Source organism: Mucilaginibacter sp., assembly GCF_041660805.1.
Lineage (GTDB): Bacteria > Bacteroidota > Bacteroidia > Sphingobacteriales > Sphingobacteriaceae > Mucilaginibacter.
Genome location: NZ_JBAZVP010000019.1, coordinates 1 through 18,723, shown reverse-complemented (window position 1 = coordinate 18,723; position 18,723 = coordinate 1). Strand labels below are relative to the sequence as shown.

The following is an 18,723-nucleotide window of genomic DNA, read 5'->3' as shown; positions in this document are numbered from 1 at the left end:
AATAAATGCCCCTGTTAGGGGCATTTAAATGGCGGGGTGGCCGAGTGGTTAGGCGGAGGTCTGCAAAACCTTTTACGACGGTTCGAATCCGTCCCCACGCCTCTTTAGGGGTGCCGTGTGGAAAAAATACTATTGTTATTGAAAGCGGCGGCCCTTGCGGCCGCCTCATAAAAATTTTTGAAAAGCTAAGTTTCGTATTTATTGCTATGAACCAGCGCTTACAGTATTAGTTGTAATATTTCTTTCAGTTAGGTCTATCATTTGTTCGGCCTCACTCATGGCATTAAGTAATTCTTTAATTGATATCAATTTGTATGCGTATAAATTAGCCTTGGCATCAAGGTAACGCCATGCTACAACGTGCCTTCTATAGCTGTCATCGGGCTTTACAAAACCGATGATAGCAATGCAGATAGCAGCTATTACACTACAATACGTCCTGATACCGGCATCTGCAGATACAGCGGCAATTGTAGATGCCAGAACACCCCCAATGCCAAAAAGATAACGGCAAACGGTAAAACCCCAAAATGCTATGAACCATCCGCGTAATCGTTTTCTAACAAACAAAGGAATTGCTTGTGGTTCTTGTTCAATAACAGATACGGGTTTGTTAATATCCGCTTCTTTATTTACGCGGACTGTTGAATGGTCGTTCAATGTATGCTCTCCGTTTAAAGCCGAAGGAAAAAGTGTATCTCCCATAAATACAGTTATAATTAATTGATAATTAGATAATTATTAAATGTAAGAGAAAGCATGATTAAACTAAAGCCATTATGGTTACATATTTCGCACAATACCCTTCACATATCAGGCACAGTGTTATGATTTTCTATGCTTAAGAAAAGCCCATTAAATTTACGCGCAAGCAGTATTGCTTTACGGGCGCAATTAATAAATGATCCTATGTTTTACAGGTAGCTAGCGGTCAATGTCATTATTTAAGGAAATATATTTTTATAAATAGCGCCGTTAGGTGCTAAAGCTTTGTAGAACGATCATAATTAAACATTTTAGCGTGCCATCGGTACGCAACATCGCGTAGTTCCGTACCGATGGCACGGTATAGCTACCCGATTATTTTACTACAAAGCTTTAACCCCGATGGGGTATTTCCTTAGAAATGACATTGGGCTAGCGGTAGGCTAATTCTTCTTATTATTTGTAAAATAATTGCTAAACGTCTGCATATTTTGAGGAGATATGCTCCAGTCGGGGGCTTTAATGTTACCCCAGGCCTTAGGGTTATCATATAAGTTAAAGTAACACACCCCAAAAACATGCCGGTTACTGATAAGGGTGGCAGCAACGCCTTTAAGCCAGTTCTTTTGATACTCTTCGGGGCCTTTCACACCTATTTCTGTTATGAATAAGGGCCGGTTTAAAAACCGCATACGATGATATTTACGGTCAAATATGGTATTAAAAGCTTCTTGTTTATTAGGATCGGTAATGTTCTTATCCGGCAGGCCATAAATAGCTATACTAACATAATCAACCACATCATTGCCCGGCCACCAGTCTGCAGAACCACGATCGCCGGCAGGCCCCCAAACCCTGCGTATATTTTTTGCATGGCCTTTATCAAACTGCATAAAATACCTGAATGAGTTAATATAGGTTACCGGGTCCTGGCTCTGCCAGGCATATCTATGAATAGGTATTTCCATTTCATGCGCCCAGCGCAAATAAACCGTTTGCCCGCAGTTTGAAATAATACCGTACAATTCTTTTATTATTGGATCATACCGGCCATTCAGCGTGCTTTGCAGTACATTGTTGTCGGGTTTCTTGCTGATATCACGCCATGGCTCCATCGTTACTATAACATCATGGTGCCTGTTAATAACGGAGTCGAACTTTTTCAAAAATTCACCCCGCTGTATTTCGCCCCAATCTGTAAAAAGATGTTCTACAGAAACGTTCGGATCATGAATAAGCCGCCGGTTTGGGTCAAATACCCCTATTGCTAAATGCGCCCTCACAGGCTTACCGCCGTTTTTATAATTGTAATTTTCTGGTGAATAAACTGTGCTTTTATATTTATCCATGTAAGCATATTCCTGTGTAAGCCAATCTTTATTGAAATTAGCTTTGCCAACAACTGGTGAGCCAAGTATTAAAATTGGTTTATTAATAAAGCGCATGCGGTGCAGCTTTGACCGCAGCATTTCCGGAACAGTGTTTTGTAACGGATAAGCTGTCTGGCTTTTTTCAGAATTGCTGCCAAGTGTTATACTAACCAGGTCAACGTGTTCCGGGCCGGGCCAATACTCTGTATCACCCGGGAAACCCGACGGCCCCCACACCATTTTTGCATGCGGGGCAAGTGCTTTAAGTTTTAAGGCTACATAATTAAACGCCTGTGCATACTTTTCATGCGACTGAAACTGCCACTGATATTCGCGGGCCGGCACTTCCATATCGGGGTTCCAGCGCACATACACTTCATGGCTGCTTTTTGCTATTACATTGCCCAGTTCATTAATATCATTATCAAACTTGCCATTCAGCGTCTCATATAATACATTCCTGTCATCTTGCCCTCCCAGGTAATTTTTCATCCATGTTTCAACAGTGATCAGGGTGTTTCCCTTTTTTAAAGCTTTTGTTAAACCATCATCGTTAAAATGTATTGCTGTACTTTTCCATACAACTGTACAATGCGTAATATTTAACGGGGATTGTGAAATAGCGGGGTGTTCCCTGTCATAAATGCCTACTATCGGTTCATTTGACCTTTCATAATATTCGTTAAACAATACCGATTTGATACGATATTTCCCGCCAATGTACGCGCCTGCCAAAACTATAAGCAGAACAGGCACGAAAATGTAAACCCATAATTTTTTAGCCTTTACCGGTAAACTCATCGCAGTGGAATGTTTAATATGGATAATGCGGTTGTAATATTGTTACCTTTTGAGCCAATCAGGTACAGCCTGTAATTGGCAGGATTAGCGGGGATAGTATAATTTAACATGGCGCCTTTGTTTAAAAACTTAACGGCTACGGGATTTCCCCAGCCATCTGTTTTAACCTGGTACCATTCAAAATTTAAATCCGAAGGCATATATTGTGCTATATGCCAGTTCCCATCCTTATGTACCAGCGCATGATAAGGTAAGGTTAAACCAGGCTCGGTGGTTAGTGAAGGGCGCAATATTTTTATTTCGGGCATGTTTGTGTATTCAACTTTCTTATGCCAATTATTAATCAACTGGTAAAATTCGGGCTTATTACGGCCCCAAATATCTTTCAGGCCATCAAACGTTACTAACGATGCGGTTTGCTGATCCTGCCAATTCCCAACAAAAACACCTGCATTATCAGGCGGGAGTTTGAAATACGTTTTTGTATCAACATTGCTAAAATAATAAGGCTGGTTTAATTGCCTGATCTGAGCGGTATCTTTCAGGCTTAAGTTATTCAATACCAAACCATATGAATCTATCTGAGGCACGCCATCATGTATCATGGCAACGGTTTCTTTAAGTGTGTGTGATACCAGCACATCCGTTGTAACCATCCTGCCCGGGTCTGCCTCTTTGATATAGGCTACAAGCTGCCTTAACCACCTAATGTAAGCTTGCTGCTGATAAAACAGATCTGGCTGATAATAATAATCAGCTAATTGCTGCACTGTGTTGTTGCCAATATTCCATGAAACAATGTCTTTATTGTTTTTATTGTCGTCAACAGTTTTCTTTATATTTTTAGCAAGCATTGTCAGATAAGACGGGTCATTAACAAAATGTCCCGGGTCTGCTACCCAAAAGCTATAATGAATTTTCAACCCCTGCTGGTGTGCTATTTTAAAAGTAGTGCGATCATAAACGTTAGGGCCGTAAAGCCTTACTGTATTAATCCCGGCCTCTCTTATGCTCTTAAAATCTACAGTTATGATCTTTTTTGTTAGCGCATATGTGTTACCGTACCAATTTTGACCTTTTGTATAAATAACCCCGCGTGTTGACGCGAAACTTATATTGCTCCCTGCCTTGTTAGTAGCGGCAGGCCGGGCCGGCAAACGGATCAGCTTTGTTTTTTTCTTTGTATTTAGTAAACGTGACAGCCCGTTCGCACGCGCGGTACGCCAGTTGAGCGTTCCGGCTGAACCATCGGGTATGTTCTTGTCAAAGCGCGAATTAAAGAGTACGAAGCCCTTTATCTCCGGGAACCTTCTCTTCATTACCTTTATGCTGTTACTTAGCCATTTCTGCTGGCTGCCGTTTTGCTTTAAAGTACCCATTTCGGCAATCATAACCGGCAAGCCCGATGTTATAACAGCCTGCTTATGGAAGGGATAGAAGAGCTGCTCAAAAGTATATGATTTTTTATCGGGGCTGTAAATGCCATAATTTAAGGCGGTAATACCTATCCAGTCTACATAGTTTTCGCCCGGGAAGTAATTCGCGACCGCCTCAGGCTTCCATGGGTTCCAAACCCATATTACGTTATATACATTATCTTTTACGAAGGCATCATGTACATATTTCCATGCATCTTTAAATTCGGCAGGGGTGTTACCGCCGGTTGCCGACCAGGGGTAAAAAGGGTTATCGGCCTCATGCGCGAACCGTAAAAAAACAGGGCGCCTCAATGCCTTCACCTGTAAGGCAACACGATGAATGTAGCTATCAAAGCGGCCTTTTACGATGTTGGCAAAAACATGCTTTTCGTTATAAGGCTGCCCGTTGGTATCTGCCTGTGCAAACAGGTTTTCCCAGGGCTCCCATGTGATCATCGGTACAGAACTATTTTTATAAACATCCTGCATTGCCTTCTCGGGTACAAAGCACCTCTCATCATCGCCCCATGGTATATAAAACGACACAATATCAAAATGCAGCTTGTACTTATCCTGATAGGCCTTTACTGTATCTATCGGGGTAGATCCGCCGTCTGCCTGCGATGGTGCAAATAAGCCGGATAAAAAAGCATTTTGCTTGCCAATAATTACCGGTTTACCGTACTCCCGATCAGAAAACCTAACCGCGTAAACACTGAAACAAATGGAGAGTACAATGAGCATTAGCCCCGCACTGCGGATGCCCGAATACATTTTGCGCCTAAATAACCAAAAACGCCTTTTAAGCGAATTGACATGATTAGCCACTACAAAAAGATACTTATAGCGTTTTTGATAGGCCTGGAATTTTAATTGTTCGCTGGCCATCAGCATAAAAATCATAAAAAAACAGTTTGCACTACAAATGCCGGCCATAACAAAAGTAAAGGGGTTCCAGTCATTATATAACCCATAGATTATAGCTGTTATGGATAAAATCAGTACTATAATATTAGGCAGGTTGATTGTAAAATTATTCTCTTCGTGAATATCTTTGGGTGTTGGAATATAAGGTACTTTTTTCCTGATAATAGTATAAACAAAGCCTACAATAAAAACCCACCATGTACCAATCATTAAAAGGCCGCCAATTACATGGAACCCGCGCTCTGTATCTTCCGTTACCCACCGTTGCACATAATGCCTTATTAAAATCATTGATGTAACAAAAGGCAGGCTTATTATGGCGAAGATCGAAAAATCCATATACAGCGGATACACATCGGCAAAAAGAGAAACGATAGGAATTAAAAAGTTGAATAAATAAATAAAGCCCGATAAATAAAACATGGGGATAAGGCCGTAATGCAGTTTTTGCCGCCAGGTAAACTTTGTAAATAAGCTTACATATGAGGTAACCAGCAACTCAAATACCCCCCTCGACCACTTTATTTGCTGCTTATAGTATGCTGAAATTGTTGCAGGCACCAGCCCCCTTGCCAGCACCGCCGGAACGTATACCGATTTCCAGCCTTTGGCATGCAGCTGCATGGCGGTATGCATATCTTCGGCCAGGCCGGCAGCATGGCCCCCTATTGAATCTAAGGCTGTGCGCCTGAAGGTACAATTAGCCCCAATTGCCTGAACCGTGCCATACGCGTTCATAGTCATCATCATGGGGCCGTAAAACTGATAGGTTTGCTGTGCCGCGCCCTTGGCAATCCAGCCCTGATCCTGGTTAAAATAGGCCTGCACTACCTGTACAAAGCCTATCTCGGGGTTGTTAAAGTGTGAAACGATGGGATCAAGAAAATTTGAAAAAGGCACATGATCCGGGTCAAGCACAACGCATAGCTCGCCGTTTGATTGCTTTAAGGCATTATTAATATTACCGGCTTTGGCATCAATTTTAATTGTACGCGTTACATGATGCACCCCCAGTTGTTTGCATATTTCTTTCAAATAAGGGTCGTCTGCCTCGTCGCACAGATACGTTTCATGCGGATAAGTTATTGCCTGTATAGCCTCCAACGTTTCCACGATCATTTCATAGGGTTCACCCTTAAAAAAAGTGGTGAAAATATCTACAGTGTACTCTTTTGTTATTGCGGGTGTCCGTGGTACCCTAATTGACCAGTAATGATACCATTCATACAAAACCTTAAATGAGGTATAAACAAATGTTGAAATGAGTAAATAATAAAGCGGGCGATAACCTATTACCGATTTGTTAAATAAGTTGTTTAAAAAAAACACCATACAACATATCCCAATCAATATCATTAATCGAAGGGTAAATAATTGTTTTTTAGTTGGCGCTGCTATCATTCAGGTATTAATTATTCATATCAACTACGTAAAACGGTGTGTTGGTTGTAGCAAAATAGCCGTTTTTGTCATACACGCTTACAAAAATACGGTAAGGCCCTTCCTTTAACGGGGTGCGAAAACTAACCCCTTCCCCGCTTTCAGAAATAATTAGATGGGGCAAAGGTTTTTTGGCTTTTTGGTTGTAAACATGCTGTACCCTAAACCAGTCTTCGGGTTGTATTTGCCATTCATACCTCAGGTCCTTATTCCCGGTGCTATCAATCATCAGAACATTTGCGTTTACAATTACATTTGGTTTGTAAATGAGGTTATCCAGTGCGCCTTTTCCATCTACAAGCATGTAATTAATATTTGGCGGGTGATGCTGCGGCCAGGTACCCGTCCATAAATATTGCATTACATTTACAGATGCCGTCATATTGCCATTCTTATCAAACATGCTAAACCAGGTAAAGGTGGTTTCTTGTTTTTGCCCCCAGTAAAATACAGACGAGCCTAAAAAACCGGGGCTATTTACAGGCATATATTTCTGATAAATATTTAAATACTGCTCGGCTTTTTTATTGCTTGTACTTTCAATATAAGCCCCCCAGGCTGTTTGCACAGAACCGGCCCATGGGCCGTCAATTCCCCACTCTGTTATCATAAAAGGGCCATTCCATATCCATGCAAAGTCTTGCAGATCGGTTTTTAATGTTTTAATTGCACCAAAAATATTCAATGAAATAAAGTCTATATCTGTCCTGAGCGTTATACTTAACATGTATTTGCGCTTAAAATTGATAGTTGTAGTAGTAACCGGATGGTCAGGATCGTCATGATGGATCATGTCAACAAAACGATTATAAACCGTGTAGAATTTATTGTATTGGGGTTTAAGCGGAAAAGCCACCTCATTGCCCAAACACCAGGCTAATACCGCCGGGTGGCCCTTATATTTATTAATAATTGCACGGTAACGAATAAACAAAGCCTCAACTTTAGCGTCATTCTTGTAAAAGGCGTCCATATTATCGTTATAAGGCATGGGCAGGCCTATAATTATGGCAACTCCGTGGGCGTCGGCATTTTTAATAATACTATCAAGGCGTACCGTATCCCATGTGCGTATGGTATTTCCGCCGGCTTCTTTTAACTTTTTTAAATTGGTGTAACCTGCAGCGCCTTTTATAAAAAATGGCTTTTTGTTGCGGTAAAGTATGTATTTGCCTTTGCTAAAACCAATATAAACTGCCTTATTGGAGTGATCTTTTTTGGGGGGATTAGTGCACGAAGCTAAAATGGATATTATTGCAAGAGAAAATATCCCTGCACGTAAAAATAGATACTTCAAAACCAGTTAACTTTATTCAAAACTATACTGATAAATGTAGTTTTTTATTCTTAAATAAACTACAGGGACATATATTAATTTTATTATTTAATTACCAAATCATAGTGCCCTAACAAAGATGCCTTTATGAACACATATTAGCCTTTATAAGTATAAGATTAAGCAACTAAAGATATATTAATAGCTTATATAAATGAAAAAAATATTTACCGGGCCAACTAAAACTTATTTAGCTCATTTAACAACAACCATAAGTGCTTTATTTAGATAGGTCCAAACTGTGATATGCAACATGCCGCAAAATAAAAATGGACATACTATTTGTATGTCCATTTTTATTGGATTTTTAAATAATTACCGGGCTAAATTTATCTTATTTTACTTTGAGCCCTTTGCCCGCAATATCTTCCCAACAGTAATAATGGAATGTTTTATCATTGCTCATCACCACAAATAAACCATGTTTAAAAGTATTGTTAAGCGGAACATTTACAACATCCGAACCATCACTTTGGCGTGCGGCTACATTTACAACCTTTAATAGTTTATGCTCATAAGGGTTTTGTGTGGTTCCTTCGCGACTAAATATTTGAAACCTATTGGCGCCCTGGTCAGATACCAGGATGTAGCCCGTTGTATCGCTCAGTTTATAAATAGAGATCCCTTCATGATCTGCCTTAAAACCCGTTGTACCCATAATAGACAATTGCTTGTTCCCCTTCTCCGGGTCGGCATAATACTGGCGCACGCCGGTTTGTTCATCAGAGTAATAAATATAGCCTAATTCGTTATCTACCGCTATTGATTCTATTTCTTTTTTACCGCTGTATTCTCCAAACTTGCGCACCAGGGTAGCTTTTACATTTCCCCGGCCATCGTCGCCCAATAAATATTGCCATAAATAGCCGCCTGTTAACGGGCCGTTCTTCCTGCCGGCAATCGCGTACATCTTACCATCTTTAGCGGTATATATTGATATACCCATCAGGTCGCGGTACTCGTTACCTGTTTCGCCCACAAAAATGTCAATACCACCATTATCAACAGGTTTCATATCCGGCAATGAAAATATGCGCAGCTTATGTGTCATCCGCTCGGTAGTAATAGCAATATCGGTAGGTTTGCCATTAAGCATCAGGCCATAGGCCAGGTCAACATTATTAGGCCTTTTTAACCCTCTAACTACTTTATCTTTTATGATCTTGCCATTAAGGTCAAACACATACAAGGCTCCGTCTGCATCTTTATCGGTACCAATAACCAGGCTCTTAGCCGGGTCTACGGGGTTTACCCAAATGGCAGGGTCATCGGTATCATATTTTACAGGTTCGGTAATAATTACCGGTTTAACTTCGGCAGTGTTTATGGCATCTGCCGCATTATTTTGATTAGTAGAGGTGCCGGGTTTGCACGCAACATTCAATAACAGCAAAGCCAGGGGTGCTAAACAATATATATTTGTTCTCTTCATTCAATTACAATTTAGCACCGTACGCGCCAACATATATAGCCGGCTCAGGTGACGTATAAGTAATCCCATTCGCAGTAGTGATACCAGCTTTATGATTACGGGTAAAGTTAATAGTGCCTTTTGTTAAGGCCGGTGAATTACCTTGCAGATGGAAATCCCATGAAGTGTTATAATCAGGGCTCAATTCTGAATTGTTTAACGGGTAGTTCACAAATTTTGGATCGTTCTCTCCGGCTTTGGTGCCCCTTATATCGTTAGCGCCACCGGCTACTATATCATTGCTGCCAACCTTAAACTGGTCAACCGTGGTTTGGTCAAAACCATAATACCAGTTATTGTTGTTTTTAGAACGGCTATCTTCCGGTTTCTTAGGGTCGCGTTTAATACCATAACGGGTGTTAGCGAAAAGGTTGTTATATAATTCGGTACGCACAGTAGCTTCCAGCCAAACCGAACCACCTTTTGCAGTTGGCCTGCGCCAGCCTGTATTAACCATTGTATTGTTATAGGCAACTATATACGCCTGCGGGTTGCGGTCGCCGCTGTTTGATAGTTTAAAGGCATTGGTATTGCAGCTGTAAACCAGGTTAAAGGCCAGATCTGCCAAACATCCCGATTTAAAGTTCATGGCCTCGCCGCCGGTTACGCCGGTTGTGTAGAATGTGTTATTGGCAAAAATAATCTTACCACCTTCAATATAGGTGCAATCTTCCTGAAAGTTACGTACAATACTGTTTTGAACAATTAGCTTTCCGTTAACGTTTGAGAACCATAGAGCAGGCAGATTTTCGCCCGCTACTGCTTTATATAAGCCCATTTTTACAGATGTTGATGCATCTGATGTGGTTGCGCCGCCATACTCCAATATGGTATGGTCAAGCACCAATTCGGCGCAGGTTGGTGTTGCCAATAAACCTCCCCATAGTTTACCAAATTTATTCGCCTCTGTTTTATAAACATCGCTCACGGTAAATTTCACCGGGTTATCAGCAGTACCTAACGAGTACAAGTTGCCTTTAATTACTATCTCCGGTTTGGCGGTCACATCCATTAATACGGTTACACCTTCTTCAATAGTAAGGGTTTTCCCTTCGGGGATAATAATATCTCCTTTTATTTCGTGTATGCTGCCTTTAGCCCAAACGCCTGATACTTCGCCAATTGCCGAACCATCCTGCGGAGTGGTATCAACATCTATGTTAGCTTTTTCGCAACCTGTAAAAGCCAGTGCTGCAAATGCTAATGCTGTTAAAATCTGTTTAAATTTCATGTTATTTGTGCTTAATATTTATTGTTTAATTAAACTTATATCTTAGACCAATCAGGTAACCCTGACCATAATAATCGTTACGAATAAGGGTATGACCGTTTGATACAAGGTCCTCTTTTATCTTATCATTTGCCGGGTTAGTACCTTTGATGTACACCTTGGTTGGTGTGTTAAGAAGATTGTTTGCCTTAATAAACGCGCTTAGGCCACCGGTAAAGCGTTTCTCGGCAGAGATATCCATTTGTATGAAACCTTGCTGCCATTGATCGTTATTTAAAAACTGCGATACTGCAATTATCCGTGATCCGGTGTAAGCGCCGGCAATCTGTACATCCCAACCTTTTTTGGTATTCTTATACAATAACGACAGGTTAGCGATATGCTCTGACTGCCCGTAAAGCGGCCTTGTTTGGGTAACGTTTATTGTTTGTATATCACCGCTGGCGGGGTCTATCTGACGTTTATTTTTAGGGGTGGTAATGCTTGAGTGCGTATAGGTATAGTTGGCTTTAACTCCTATTTTGTTGAAAAACTTAATATAGTCTATCTCTGCGCCGTAGTTTTTGGCTGTACCAAAATTACCAGGTATGTAATAAATATTATTGTGTGCTGAACCATCCGTCTGGAAGGTAAACTCTATAGGGTCTTTTATCCTTTTGTAAAATGCACCTACAAGCAACTGCTCTGATGCACCCGGGAAAAGTTCATAACGCAGGTCGTAGTTATCGGCAAGCGCACGTTTCAGGTCAGGATTACCTTTTTCGTCATAATCTTCGCCTGGTACAACACCCGGGTTAAGTTCATAAAAACCCGGGCGGTTAACAGCCTTGTAATATGACGCATGTAGTTGTTCTTTATCGCTTAAGTGATATTTTGCTGTTAAGCTTGGTAAAACATCTGTATATATTTGGTTACCTGAAGGCCTTGACTCTCCCTGGGCAAATAACATCTGATAACCCTGGTTTGTATGCTCAACGCGCGCACCGCCAATTAATTCCCAATCGTTTGATTTGTAATTGAACATACCATAACCCGCTGATGTCTTCTCTGATGCATCATAAGTAAGCGGGTTTGCAACACCGCCGGTAGGGTTGTTAACAACTAATTGCAGATCGGTATAGTTCTGAAAATCCTTACCGTATATTAAACCTGCATTTGCTGCAGATGGTGAAAGTGTATAATTGTTATAGAAACCGCTCCTTTGTTTATCGCGGTATAAACCACCAAAGCTCAAATCTAAACTTCTGTTGCCTCTAAAAATGTTGTAAGTAAGGTCTAAATACCCTGCTTTATCATTATCGGTATTACGTTCCCAACGCATTTCAACCGGTGAGGTATTTACTAATGACGTACGGCTATTCTGGAAATTCTGCTGCAGGCCGTTTAATTCAATATTGGTATTCTGCGGAACCTCGTTTTGTGCGGTAGAATAAACTGCCGACCATTGTACCTTAAATTTTTCGTCAAAAAATTTGTGATCACCGTGTAAGGTGCTGTTGTAGATCTTTTGCTCGGTTAAACGGCTACGGGTATTGTAAACCAACTCTGCATTACCTGCAGCAGGATCGTAAACACCGTTGAATGTAGTAGATACCGCATCACGTACCTGTTGATTTTTAAGGTCAACATACACGTTGTAAAGGCTGATCTTGTTGTTCTTATCAAACGCATAATCTACCTTGCCATGCAAACCCAAACGTTCCTGATGTTCAGAATATTCGCGATAGCTTTTGTTGGTGATAATACTGTATTCATCAGTGCCGGTTACAGTCGGGCTGTATATAGTACTGTTGCTTCCGCGATAAGTATTTTGGTAGCTACCTGCTACTATAACGCCTAATTTACTATCAAAAAAACGTTGCCCGAGAGACATGCTGCCCACCATATTTGGAGCAGGCTTTTTTGAAGTATAATCAAACACACCTTTTGGAAAATCGGCCTGGGTTGCGTTATAAGCGCGGCCGTTTATTTCGTAAGGCGATTTATGGTTGATGCCAGATGCATCAAAGCTGGTGAAATTACGATCGAAAAATAGCTGACTATAACCGGTAGCTATGTTTGCGTTGATCTGGAGCCTGTCTGGTGCGTTCTTCATCACCATGTTTACGGCACCGCCAATGGCGTCACCTTCTAAATTGGGGGTAAGGGTTTTATAAACCTCCAACCTGTCAAGCAGGTCGGCAGGAAAAAGATCCAGCGGAACATAGCGGTACTTGTTGTCCGGGCTCGGAATTTTAACACCGTTCACCAAGGTGTAGTTATAGCGTTTATCCATACCGCGCAGGATAGCGTACTGGCCATCACCGTTACTATTACGCTCGATAGAGACGCCTGATACACGCTGCATTACGTTAGCCACAGTTAAATCTGGCGATACCTCAATAGCACGGCCCGATACAATGTTCATTACCTGGGGGGCATTCTGCTCAATACGGCGTGCATCGCGATCGTTAGACCCGCCTGTGGTTGCCCTTACGGTAACCTCACCCAAATTTTTAGACGCGGTTTCCATATAAAACTTCAGATGAACATTATCCTTACTAAGGATCTCGATATCCTGCACAATAGTTTTATAGGTAATATAAGTAATGCGGATAGTGGTTTTGCCAACCGGCACATCCTTTAATTCGAAAGAGCCATCAAGGCCGGTACTGGTTGCCTTGCCTGTTTTTTCTAAAATAACGGTTGCACCTACCAGTGCTTCGCCAGATTGTTTATCATAAACGTGGCCTTTTATCTTTGCTGCGCTCGCTATTGTAGCGCAAAAAAGTAACGGGAGTAAAATTTGTAACAGTTTATTCATTGTTGAAAATGATTTGTTATAACGTTCAATTATTTGTGATGCCGCAAAGTTGTGTATACATTAAATAGCAATGAAATTCAGAGCGTTACACAAAGGCAACACCGTTACAACGGTCGTATATCAAAAAGCAACACATTTACATAATTAATTGATTTATAATTGATTAATAACATTACAAATCTCCGTTACCATTTCATTACCGTTACATTAACAAAATGTTAAGTCGTAAAAAAGGGGAGAATACCAGTGTTTGATGTAACGCTGTTAAAGGGTTTGGATAAAGGCTGTAAGATTATCGCCTTGCGGGATATTCAGCTTTTTACGCAGCCGGTAGCGCGAAACACGCAAACTATCGGTTGAAATACCTAATAGCGTAGCTATATCTGCTGAGTCTAAATTGATCTTTAACAAAGCGATAAGGCGCATATCTGTTGAGGTAAGCTCGATGCTATGGTTCTTTAAATTATCAAAAAAGCGCTGGTGCACCTGTTCAAACGCTGTTGTAAACTCTTTCCAGTGCTGCTCATGGTTAAAGCTTTCGTTTATCTGCAAAATTATGTGCTGCATCTGCTTTTTCTGATCGCGTTTATCTTCCTTTACCATGGCCTGCAGCGTGCTGCGTAAATGTTCCAGTAACTGGTTGTTCTGTATCAGGTTTAGGGTATGGGTAGATAGTTCCCTGCTCTTGATCTCTAACTGCTGTTTCAGGCTGTCTTCTTCCAGCTGTTGGTTCTTTAATTCAAGGCGTGTTAGTTCATGCTGCGCTTCTTTTTGTTTGGCTAATGCATGCTGATCTTTTATTTTAAGGCGTTGGCGGCTAAAGATCACCATACCTAAAACAATAAGCAGCACGGCAACCACAACAACCGCTACGGCAATTATCCTGTTAATTTTCCGGATGTTATTTAAGCGGTTTATCTCATCGCTTTTTTTGTTGATATCATACAATACCTGTAAAAAAGCGGTTTGATTTACCCCTTCTTTTGAATATACTTCTAACGAATACTTACGGCTGAGCTCGGCATAATAATAGGCGCTATCCATGCGGTTCATTAGCTCATATGCTTTGCCTATATCTTTGGTACATGCGGCAAGCTGGTAGATATTACCTGTTTGCCCGGCAATAGCCAATGCCCTATGCGATTGCACCAGGCTCTCTTTGTATTTACCGCTTTTGCGTAAAATATCGCCCAGGTTATTGATCACCTCAATGCTGCCTATTTCGTTATGATCTTCCTGGTAAAGCTGTAAAGAATGCTTAAAACTGGTATACGCCGAATCGTACTTGGCCAGATCTTCATAAATACTGCCCAGGTTCTCATAAATTTTAGCGGCGCCCTGCTTGTAGTTGATCTGGGTATAATTCTTTAATGCTAAATGCTGGTAATAAAAAGCGCTGTCATACCGCTGACTTTTCTCATACAGGTGGCCAATATTGCCAAAAATCTCGGCCTGCCCTTTCAGGTTGCCGCTTTGCCTGTAAATGGAGAGCGCTTTGTTATATAACATCCGCGATTTATCCAACTGTTTATTATAATAATACAAAACCCCCATCTGGCCCATATTTGCCGCCGAAAGGTCCTTGTTTTTTGTAGCGCTGAATATTTTATCGGCATGCAAATAAAAATCAAGCGCCTGTGCATAATGGCCCTGGTTATAACAGATCTGGCCCATTTGCTGCAAACACAGGCCTTCGCTAATGTTGTCATTTTTGTTTACCGCCTGTACATGCAGCTTCTTCAAAATAATCAGAGCCGAATCGGGGTGCTTTTGGCTAAGTGAGCGGACAGATAATAACTGTTGATCCTGGGCGGTTACGTTAATTTTAAACAGTATTATACAAATACATATAACCAAAACAGGCTTAATACTTTTTATCATCAGGCTATCACTAAAGCTGTAAAGTAAACGGCTCCAAATTAGCCCTTTAATATTAAGTTAATGTTAAGTCAATACTCTGCAGACTTTTAAGATCGGCTCAAATAAAAAAGCCGCCGCCAAATGGCGAACGGCTTTAATTGCGATAGTTATGTTAGTTTAGTTAATTAGTGATGTTATATCTGTTCCGGCTTCAATTTCACTTAGTACAGATGTTGCTTTGAAAGTATAGAATGTGAATTTTCTGGGTGTTATCCATTTTTTACCGGTTGCATCAAACTGACCGCCCAGTTTTACAAAAATACCGGCATCAGCAGGTGTTGAGTGCGGGATAACATAAGTGTTGGTTCCCTGGTAAAAGAATGGCTGCGCAGAAGCTCCAAGAGCGCTGTAATGATCACTCTCCGGCACGCGGTAACCTTTGTTGGTAGTTGCATTGTAAATAGTGGTTACACCTGTACCGCCAAATAGTATCGCATCTACCGGTACCGAGGTTTCAACAACGTTGGTACCATCAAAAATAGCTACACCGCCCGCGTTACCGCTGTTTGGTAATAAACCGGCGCTTGCACCACCAAACCCGTCACCGTCAGTAGTTACATATGGAATAGCCCTGATCCATTTAGCCGTGCTGATATCGGTTGTGTTTGGCCCGTTTATTTTTTTGTTGCTTCCCCCCACATAAAAGAAATCGCCTTTGTTTACGATACCCGTTGTGAGGTTAAATTTATAAGTACGGCCACCACCTGTTGCCCAGCCTGCTCCCGGTGCATCACCGGCGTTTGGCGCGGCAGTACCGGCGTTTGTACAGGTTATTACAGCCATTGGTGTTTTAGAAAAATCAATTGTACGGGTGGCCAAAAACTGAAAGTACTCATAGTTTCCGTCTGCACCTTTGGTATCATTTATATAACCGGTAATAACAACCGGCGATTTACCCAATGTTGCGTTAGGGTCCGGCGGTGCAGTAATATCACTTATATCTGATATCCCGCGCGGCCATATCTGTAACTGAGATTCACCGGCACTGTTTTTACCAACAAATAAAATTCCGGCTACCGTAGCGCTGGCAGGCAATTTAGCTGATGCAAAACTCGCGGTAGCTTCTGTATGCAGTAAAATACTATCAGCGCCGTTCACTAAAAACCTGTCGCCGGCAAAGGTTTCTCCAAATTTTGGAGCGGGTGATACCGTTGCTGTTTTTACCTGTACCAAAGTGTTCTCAAACTGATCCGGGTTAGTTTTAATAGAATAGCTGGATACCGATTGCACCTTAACCGCGTTGTTTGACGAGATCTTTTTTATAGAAGCATCCGTTAAACCGGTTATCTGTAAAGAGCCATTTACCCTTTTCAAAACAGTCCCTTCCACGTTAATTAATAAGGAGTCACCGGAATGATAACTATCCGCAGCCGCCCCTAATGAGAATGAGATCCCCCTTAGTTGCCCCCTCCTGTAGTTTTGCATTACCACAACTCCCTGCGGCACATTCCCTGAATCGGGCCGTGAAATTACTGTACCTGTTATTTGGTAAGCGCCCAGCATTTTATCTTTACTTAACGTAAGATCGGCACCCTTAAACAGGGTGCGCAAATCACCAACTGATATTATCGGACTAAGTTCACCATTGGCAAAATCATGCTTTTTGCATGAACCCATCGCCAAAGCTATAAGGCATAAAGCGATGTAAAAAAATCTTGTTTTCATTGACATATATTTTTTATGGCGTTAATACTATTGTTTTTGCCACCAAACTTGTGTGTTAATATTATCAGGCCCCTGGGCAGCTACCGCGGCATTGTAGTTAGCTGTATTTGTTGTTTGCACATAGGTTGGGTAATTTAACCTTGCCGGCATTACCCCATTGTTTAAAAGGCCTGCACCTTTTGGTAATACCGGGTGCCCGGTGCGCCTGTACTCAAACCACTGCTCCAGATCGGTAAAAAACATGGCGTAATACTTTTGCTTGTGTATAAGCTCCATCTTCTTATCCAGGTTGTAGGTTTCATCCCACTTTACCTGGGCAAAGCCGAGGTAGCCCGCTGGTACTGTTAATCCCCATAAAGTAATGGCGTTTGTAACACCTGTTTCATAATAGTTTTGGGCCGTTTTAGAGGTTATCCATCCTTTTGCAGCCGCCTCTGATAGTGCAAACTGCAGTTCGGAATAGTTCATGATATTGCCCAGTAAAGGCTCGGTTTGCAAAGCGGTAAGCAGGGTTGATTTTGCTGCCGGCGGCATACCTGGTAAATAACCACTTGGCACACCTGCATATTCACCATCATCAAGGGTTGCCCATCTGCCAATGCGCGGATCGCTCCAGCCATTTAAGTTATCTACAAAAAAGCTCCCCAGTTTTGGTGTGTACCAATCTGCCGGGCGCCAGGTTGCAAATGGCGATACATAAGGCGCCGTACCCGACCATTTTAATATAGCCGATTCGGCATTGCTGGTCATGATGGGATAGTTGGCCGGGCTTGTATCAATCATTTCTTTGATCTTGGCGGGTGCATTCATTTCTGCTTTTGCAGATACCCTTAACAGCAACCGCAGGTAAAGCGAATTACCAAACTTGCGCCAGTTGGTAACTATGCCGCCATATATAGGGTCACTTGCCGATGGTACGTTTGCGCCCGTTTTAAGCAAGTTGTTTGCTTCTTCCAGCTGTTTAAAAATTTCAGTGTAAATATCCTTTTGCTTATCAAACTTGGGGGTAAATACACCATCCTTACCCATATTGGCATTATAAAAAGGTACATCACCGTAAGTATCTGTAAGTAATGAGAATACCCATGAGCGGCAAATAAGCGCTATAGCCTGGTAACTGTTGCTTGCGGTTTCTACCCCGCCTTTATAAACATCGTTAATGTTGGTTAGCTCAAGATACCAGTTGCGGTACAAATAATCAGCTTCGGCCTTACGGATATCATACCTGAAAATTTTGCCGTCGCCATCGCCCATATTTACGGTTACCTGCATCAGTTCGTTTGTAATTCGCTGGCTGCGGCCCATGTTACCGGCCACAATATCTGAAATAGCAGGGGCTAATAATGCCTGTGGCAGCGGGTGATCAACCGCGTTAGGGTTAACGCTTAGCTCTTTAAAATCTTTAGTGCAGGATGTTGCGCAAAGCGTTGATATAAATGTTATTGCGTAAATAATATATACTTTAGTTTTCATTTTTATGCTGATTAAAAACCTACAGTTAAGTTAAAGCCAAAGGTTCTGGTTGATGGAAACTGCCCCAGCTCAAAGCCGCGGGCTATTGTTGGTGTGCCCTGTGCATTTAGGGTTAACGATCCAAATTCAGGGTCAAAGCCCGGCCATTTGGTGATCATGAACA

At 41.7% G+C, this 18,723-nt stretch carries 10 protein-coding genes and 1 tRNA gene; 1 reads left to right on the top strand and 10 read right to left on the bottom strand.

Annotated elements, in window-relative coordinates:
* Window positions 1-30 precede the first annotated feature (30 nt).
* Window positions 31-102: transfer RNA gene (locus WC743_RS19445), tRNA-Cys, on the top strand.
* A 102-nt stretch (window positions 103-204) separates the two neighbouring features.
* Here the strand turns inward: WC743_RS19445 and WC743_RS19440 are convergent.
* From WC743_RS19440 to WC743_RS19395, 10 genes are all read right to left on the bottom strand, one after another.
* Window positions 205-705 carry a hypothetical protein gene (locus WC743_RS19440; protein ID WP_373014679.1) on the bottom strand — a complete coding sequence of 167 codons (501 nt, stop codon included), beginning with the start codon at window positions 703-705 and terminating at the stop codon, window positions 205-207.
* A 443-nt stretch (window positions 706-1,148) separates the two neighbouring features.
* Window positions 1,149-2,876, bottom strand: a complete 1,728-nt coding sequence (locus WC743_RS19435) for a hypothetical protein (RefSeq protein ID WP_373014677.1) — start codon at window positions 2,874-2,876, stop codon at window positions 1,149-1,151.
* Window positions 2,873-6,553 (bottom strand): glycosyltransferase family 2 protein, encoded by a 3,681-nt coding sequence (locus WC743_RS19430; RefSeq protein ID WP_373014675.1) that lies wholly within the window; start codon window positions 6,551-6,553, stop codon window positions 2,873-2,875. Before WC743_RS19430 ends, WC743_RS19435 begins: the two co-directional genes overlap by 4 nt.
* Before the next feature lie 76 nt (window positions 6,554-6,629).
* Entirely contained in the window at window positions 6,630-7,958 is a 1,329-nt protein-coding gene (locus tag WC743_RS19425) for a glycoside hydrolase family 2 TIM barrel-domain containing protein (protein ID WP_373014673.1), read from the bottom strand.
* Between the two features lie 373 nt (window positions 7,959-8,331).
* Window positions 8,332-9,429, bottom strand: coding sequence for a phytase (locus tag WC743_RS19420; protein ID WP_373014671.1), 1,098 nt, complete (start codon window positions 9,427-9,429; stop codon window positions 8,332-8,334).
* 4 nt (window positions 9,430-9,433) lie between these two features.
* A complete protein-coding gene (locus tag WC743_RS19415; protein ID WP_373014669.1) occupies window positions 9,434-10,699 on the bottom strand; it encodes a right-handed parallel beta-helix repeat-containing protein in 1,266 nt (421 codons plus the stop codon).
* A 25-nt stretch (window positions 10,700-10,724) separates the two neighbouring features.
* Window positions 10,725-13,502 (bottom strand): TonB-dependent receptor domain-containing protein, encoded by a 2,778-nt coding sequence (locus WC743_RS19410; RefSeq protein WP_373014667.1) that lies wholly within the window; start codon window positions 13,500-13,502, stop codon window positions 10,725-10,727.
* 264 nt (window positions 13,503-13,766) lie between these two features.
* Complete coding sequence (locus tag WC743_RS19405; protein ID WP_373014665.1) at window positions 13,767-15,383, bottom strand: tetratricopeptide repeat protein; 1,617 nt, start codon at window positions 15,381-15,383, stop codon at window positions 13,767-13,769.
* 156 nt (window positions 15,384-15,539) lie between these two features.
* Window positions 15,540-17,087 carry a DUF5689 domain-containing protein gene (locus tag WC743_RS19400; RefSeq protein ID WP_373014663.1) on the bottom strand — a complete coding sequence of 516 codons (1,548 nt, stop codon included), beginning with the start codon at window positions 17,085-17,087 and terminating at the stop codon, window positions 15,540-15,542.
* A 27-nt stretch (window positions 17,088-17,114) separates the two neighbouring features.
* Complete coding sequence (locus tag WC743_RS19395; RefSeq protein ID WP_373014661.1) at window positions 17,115-18,560, bottom strand: SusD/RagB family nutrient-binding outer membrane lipoprotein; 1,446 nt, start codon at window positions 18,558-18,560, stop codon at window positions 17,115-17,117.
* Between the last annotated feature and the right edge of the window lie 163 nt (window positions 18,561-18,723).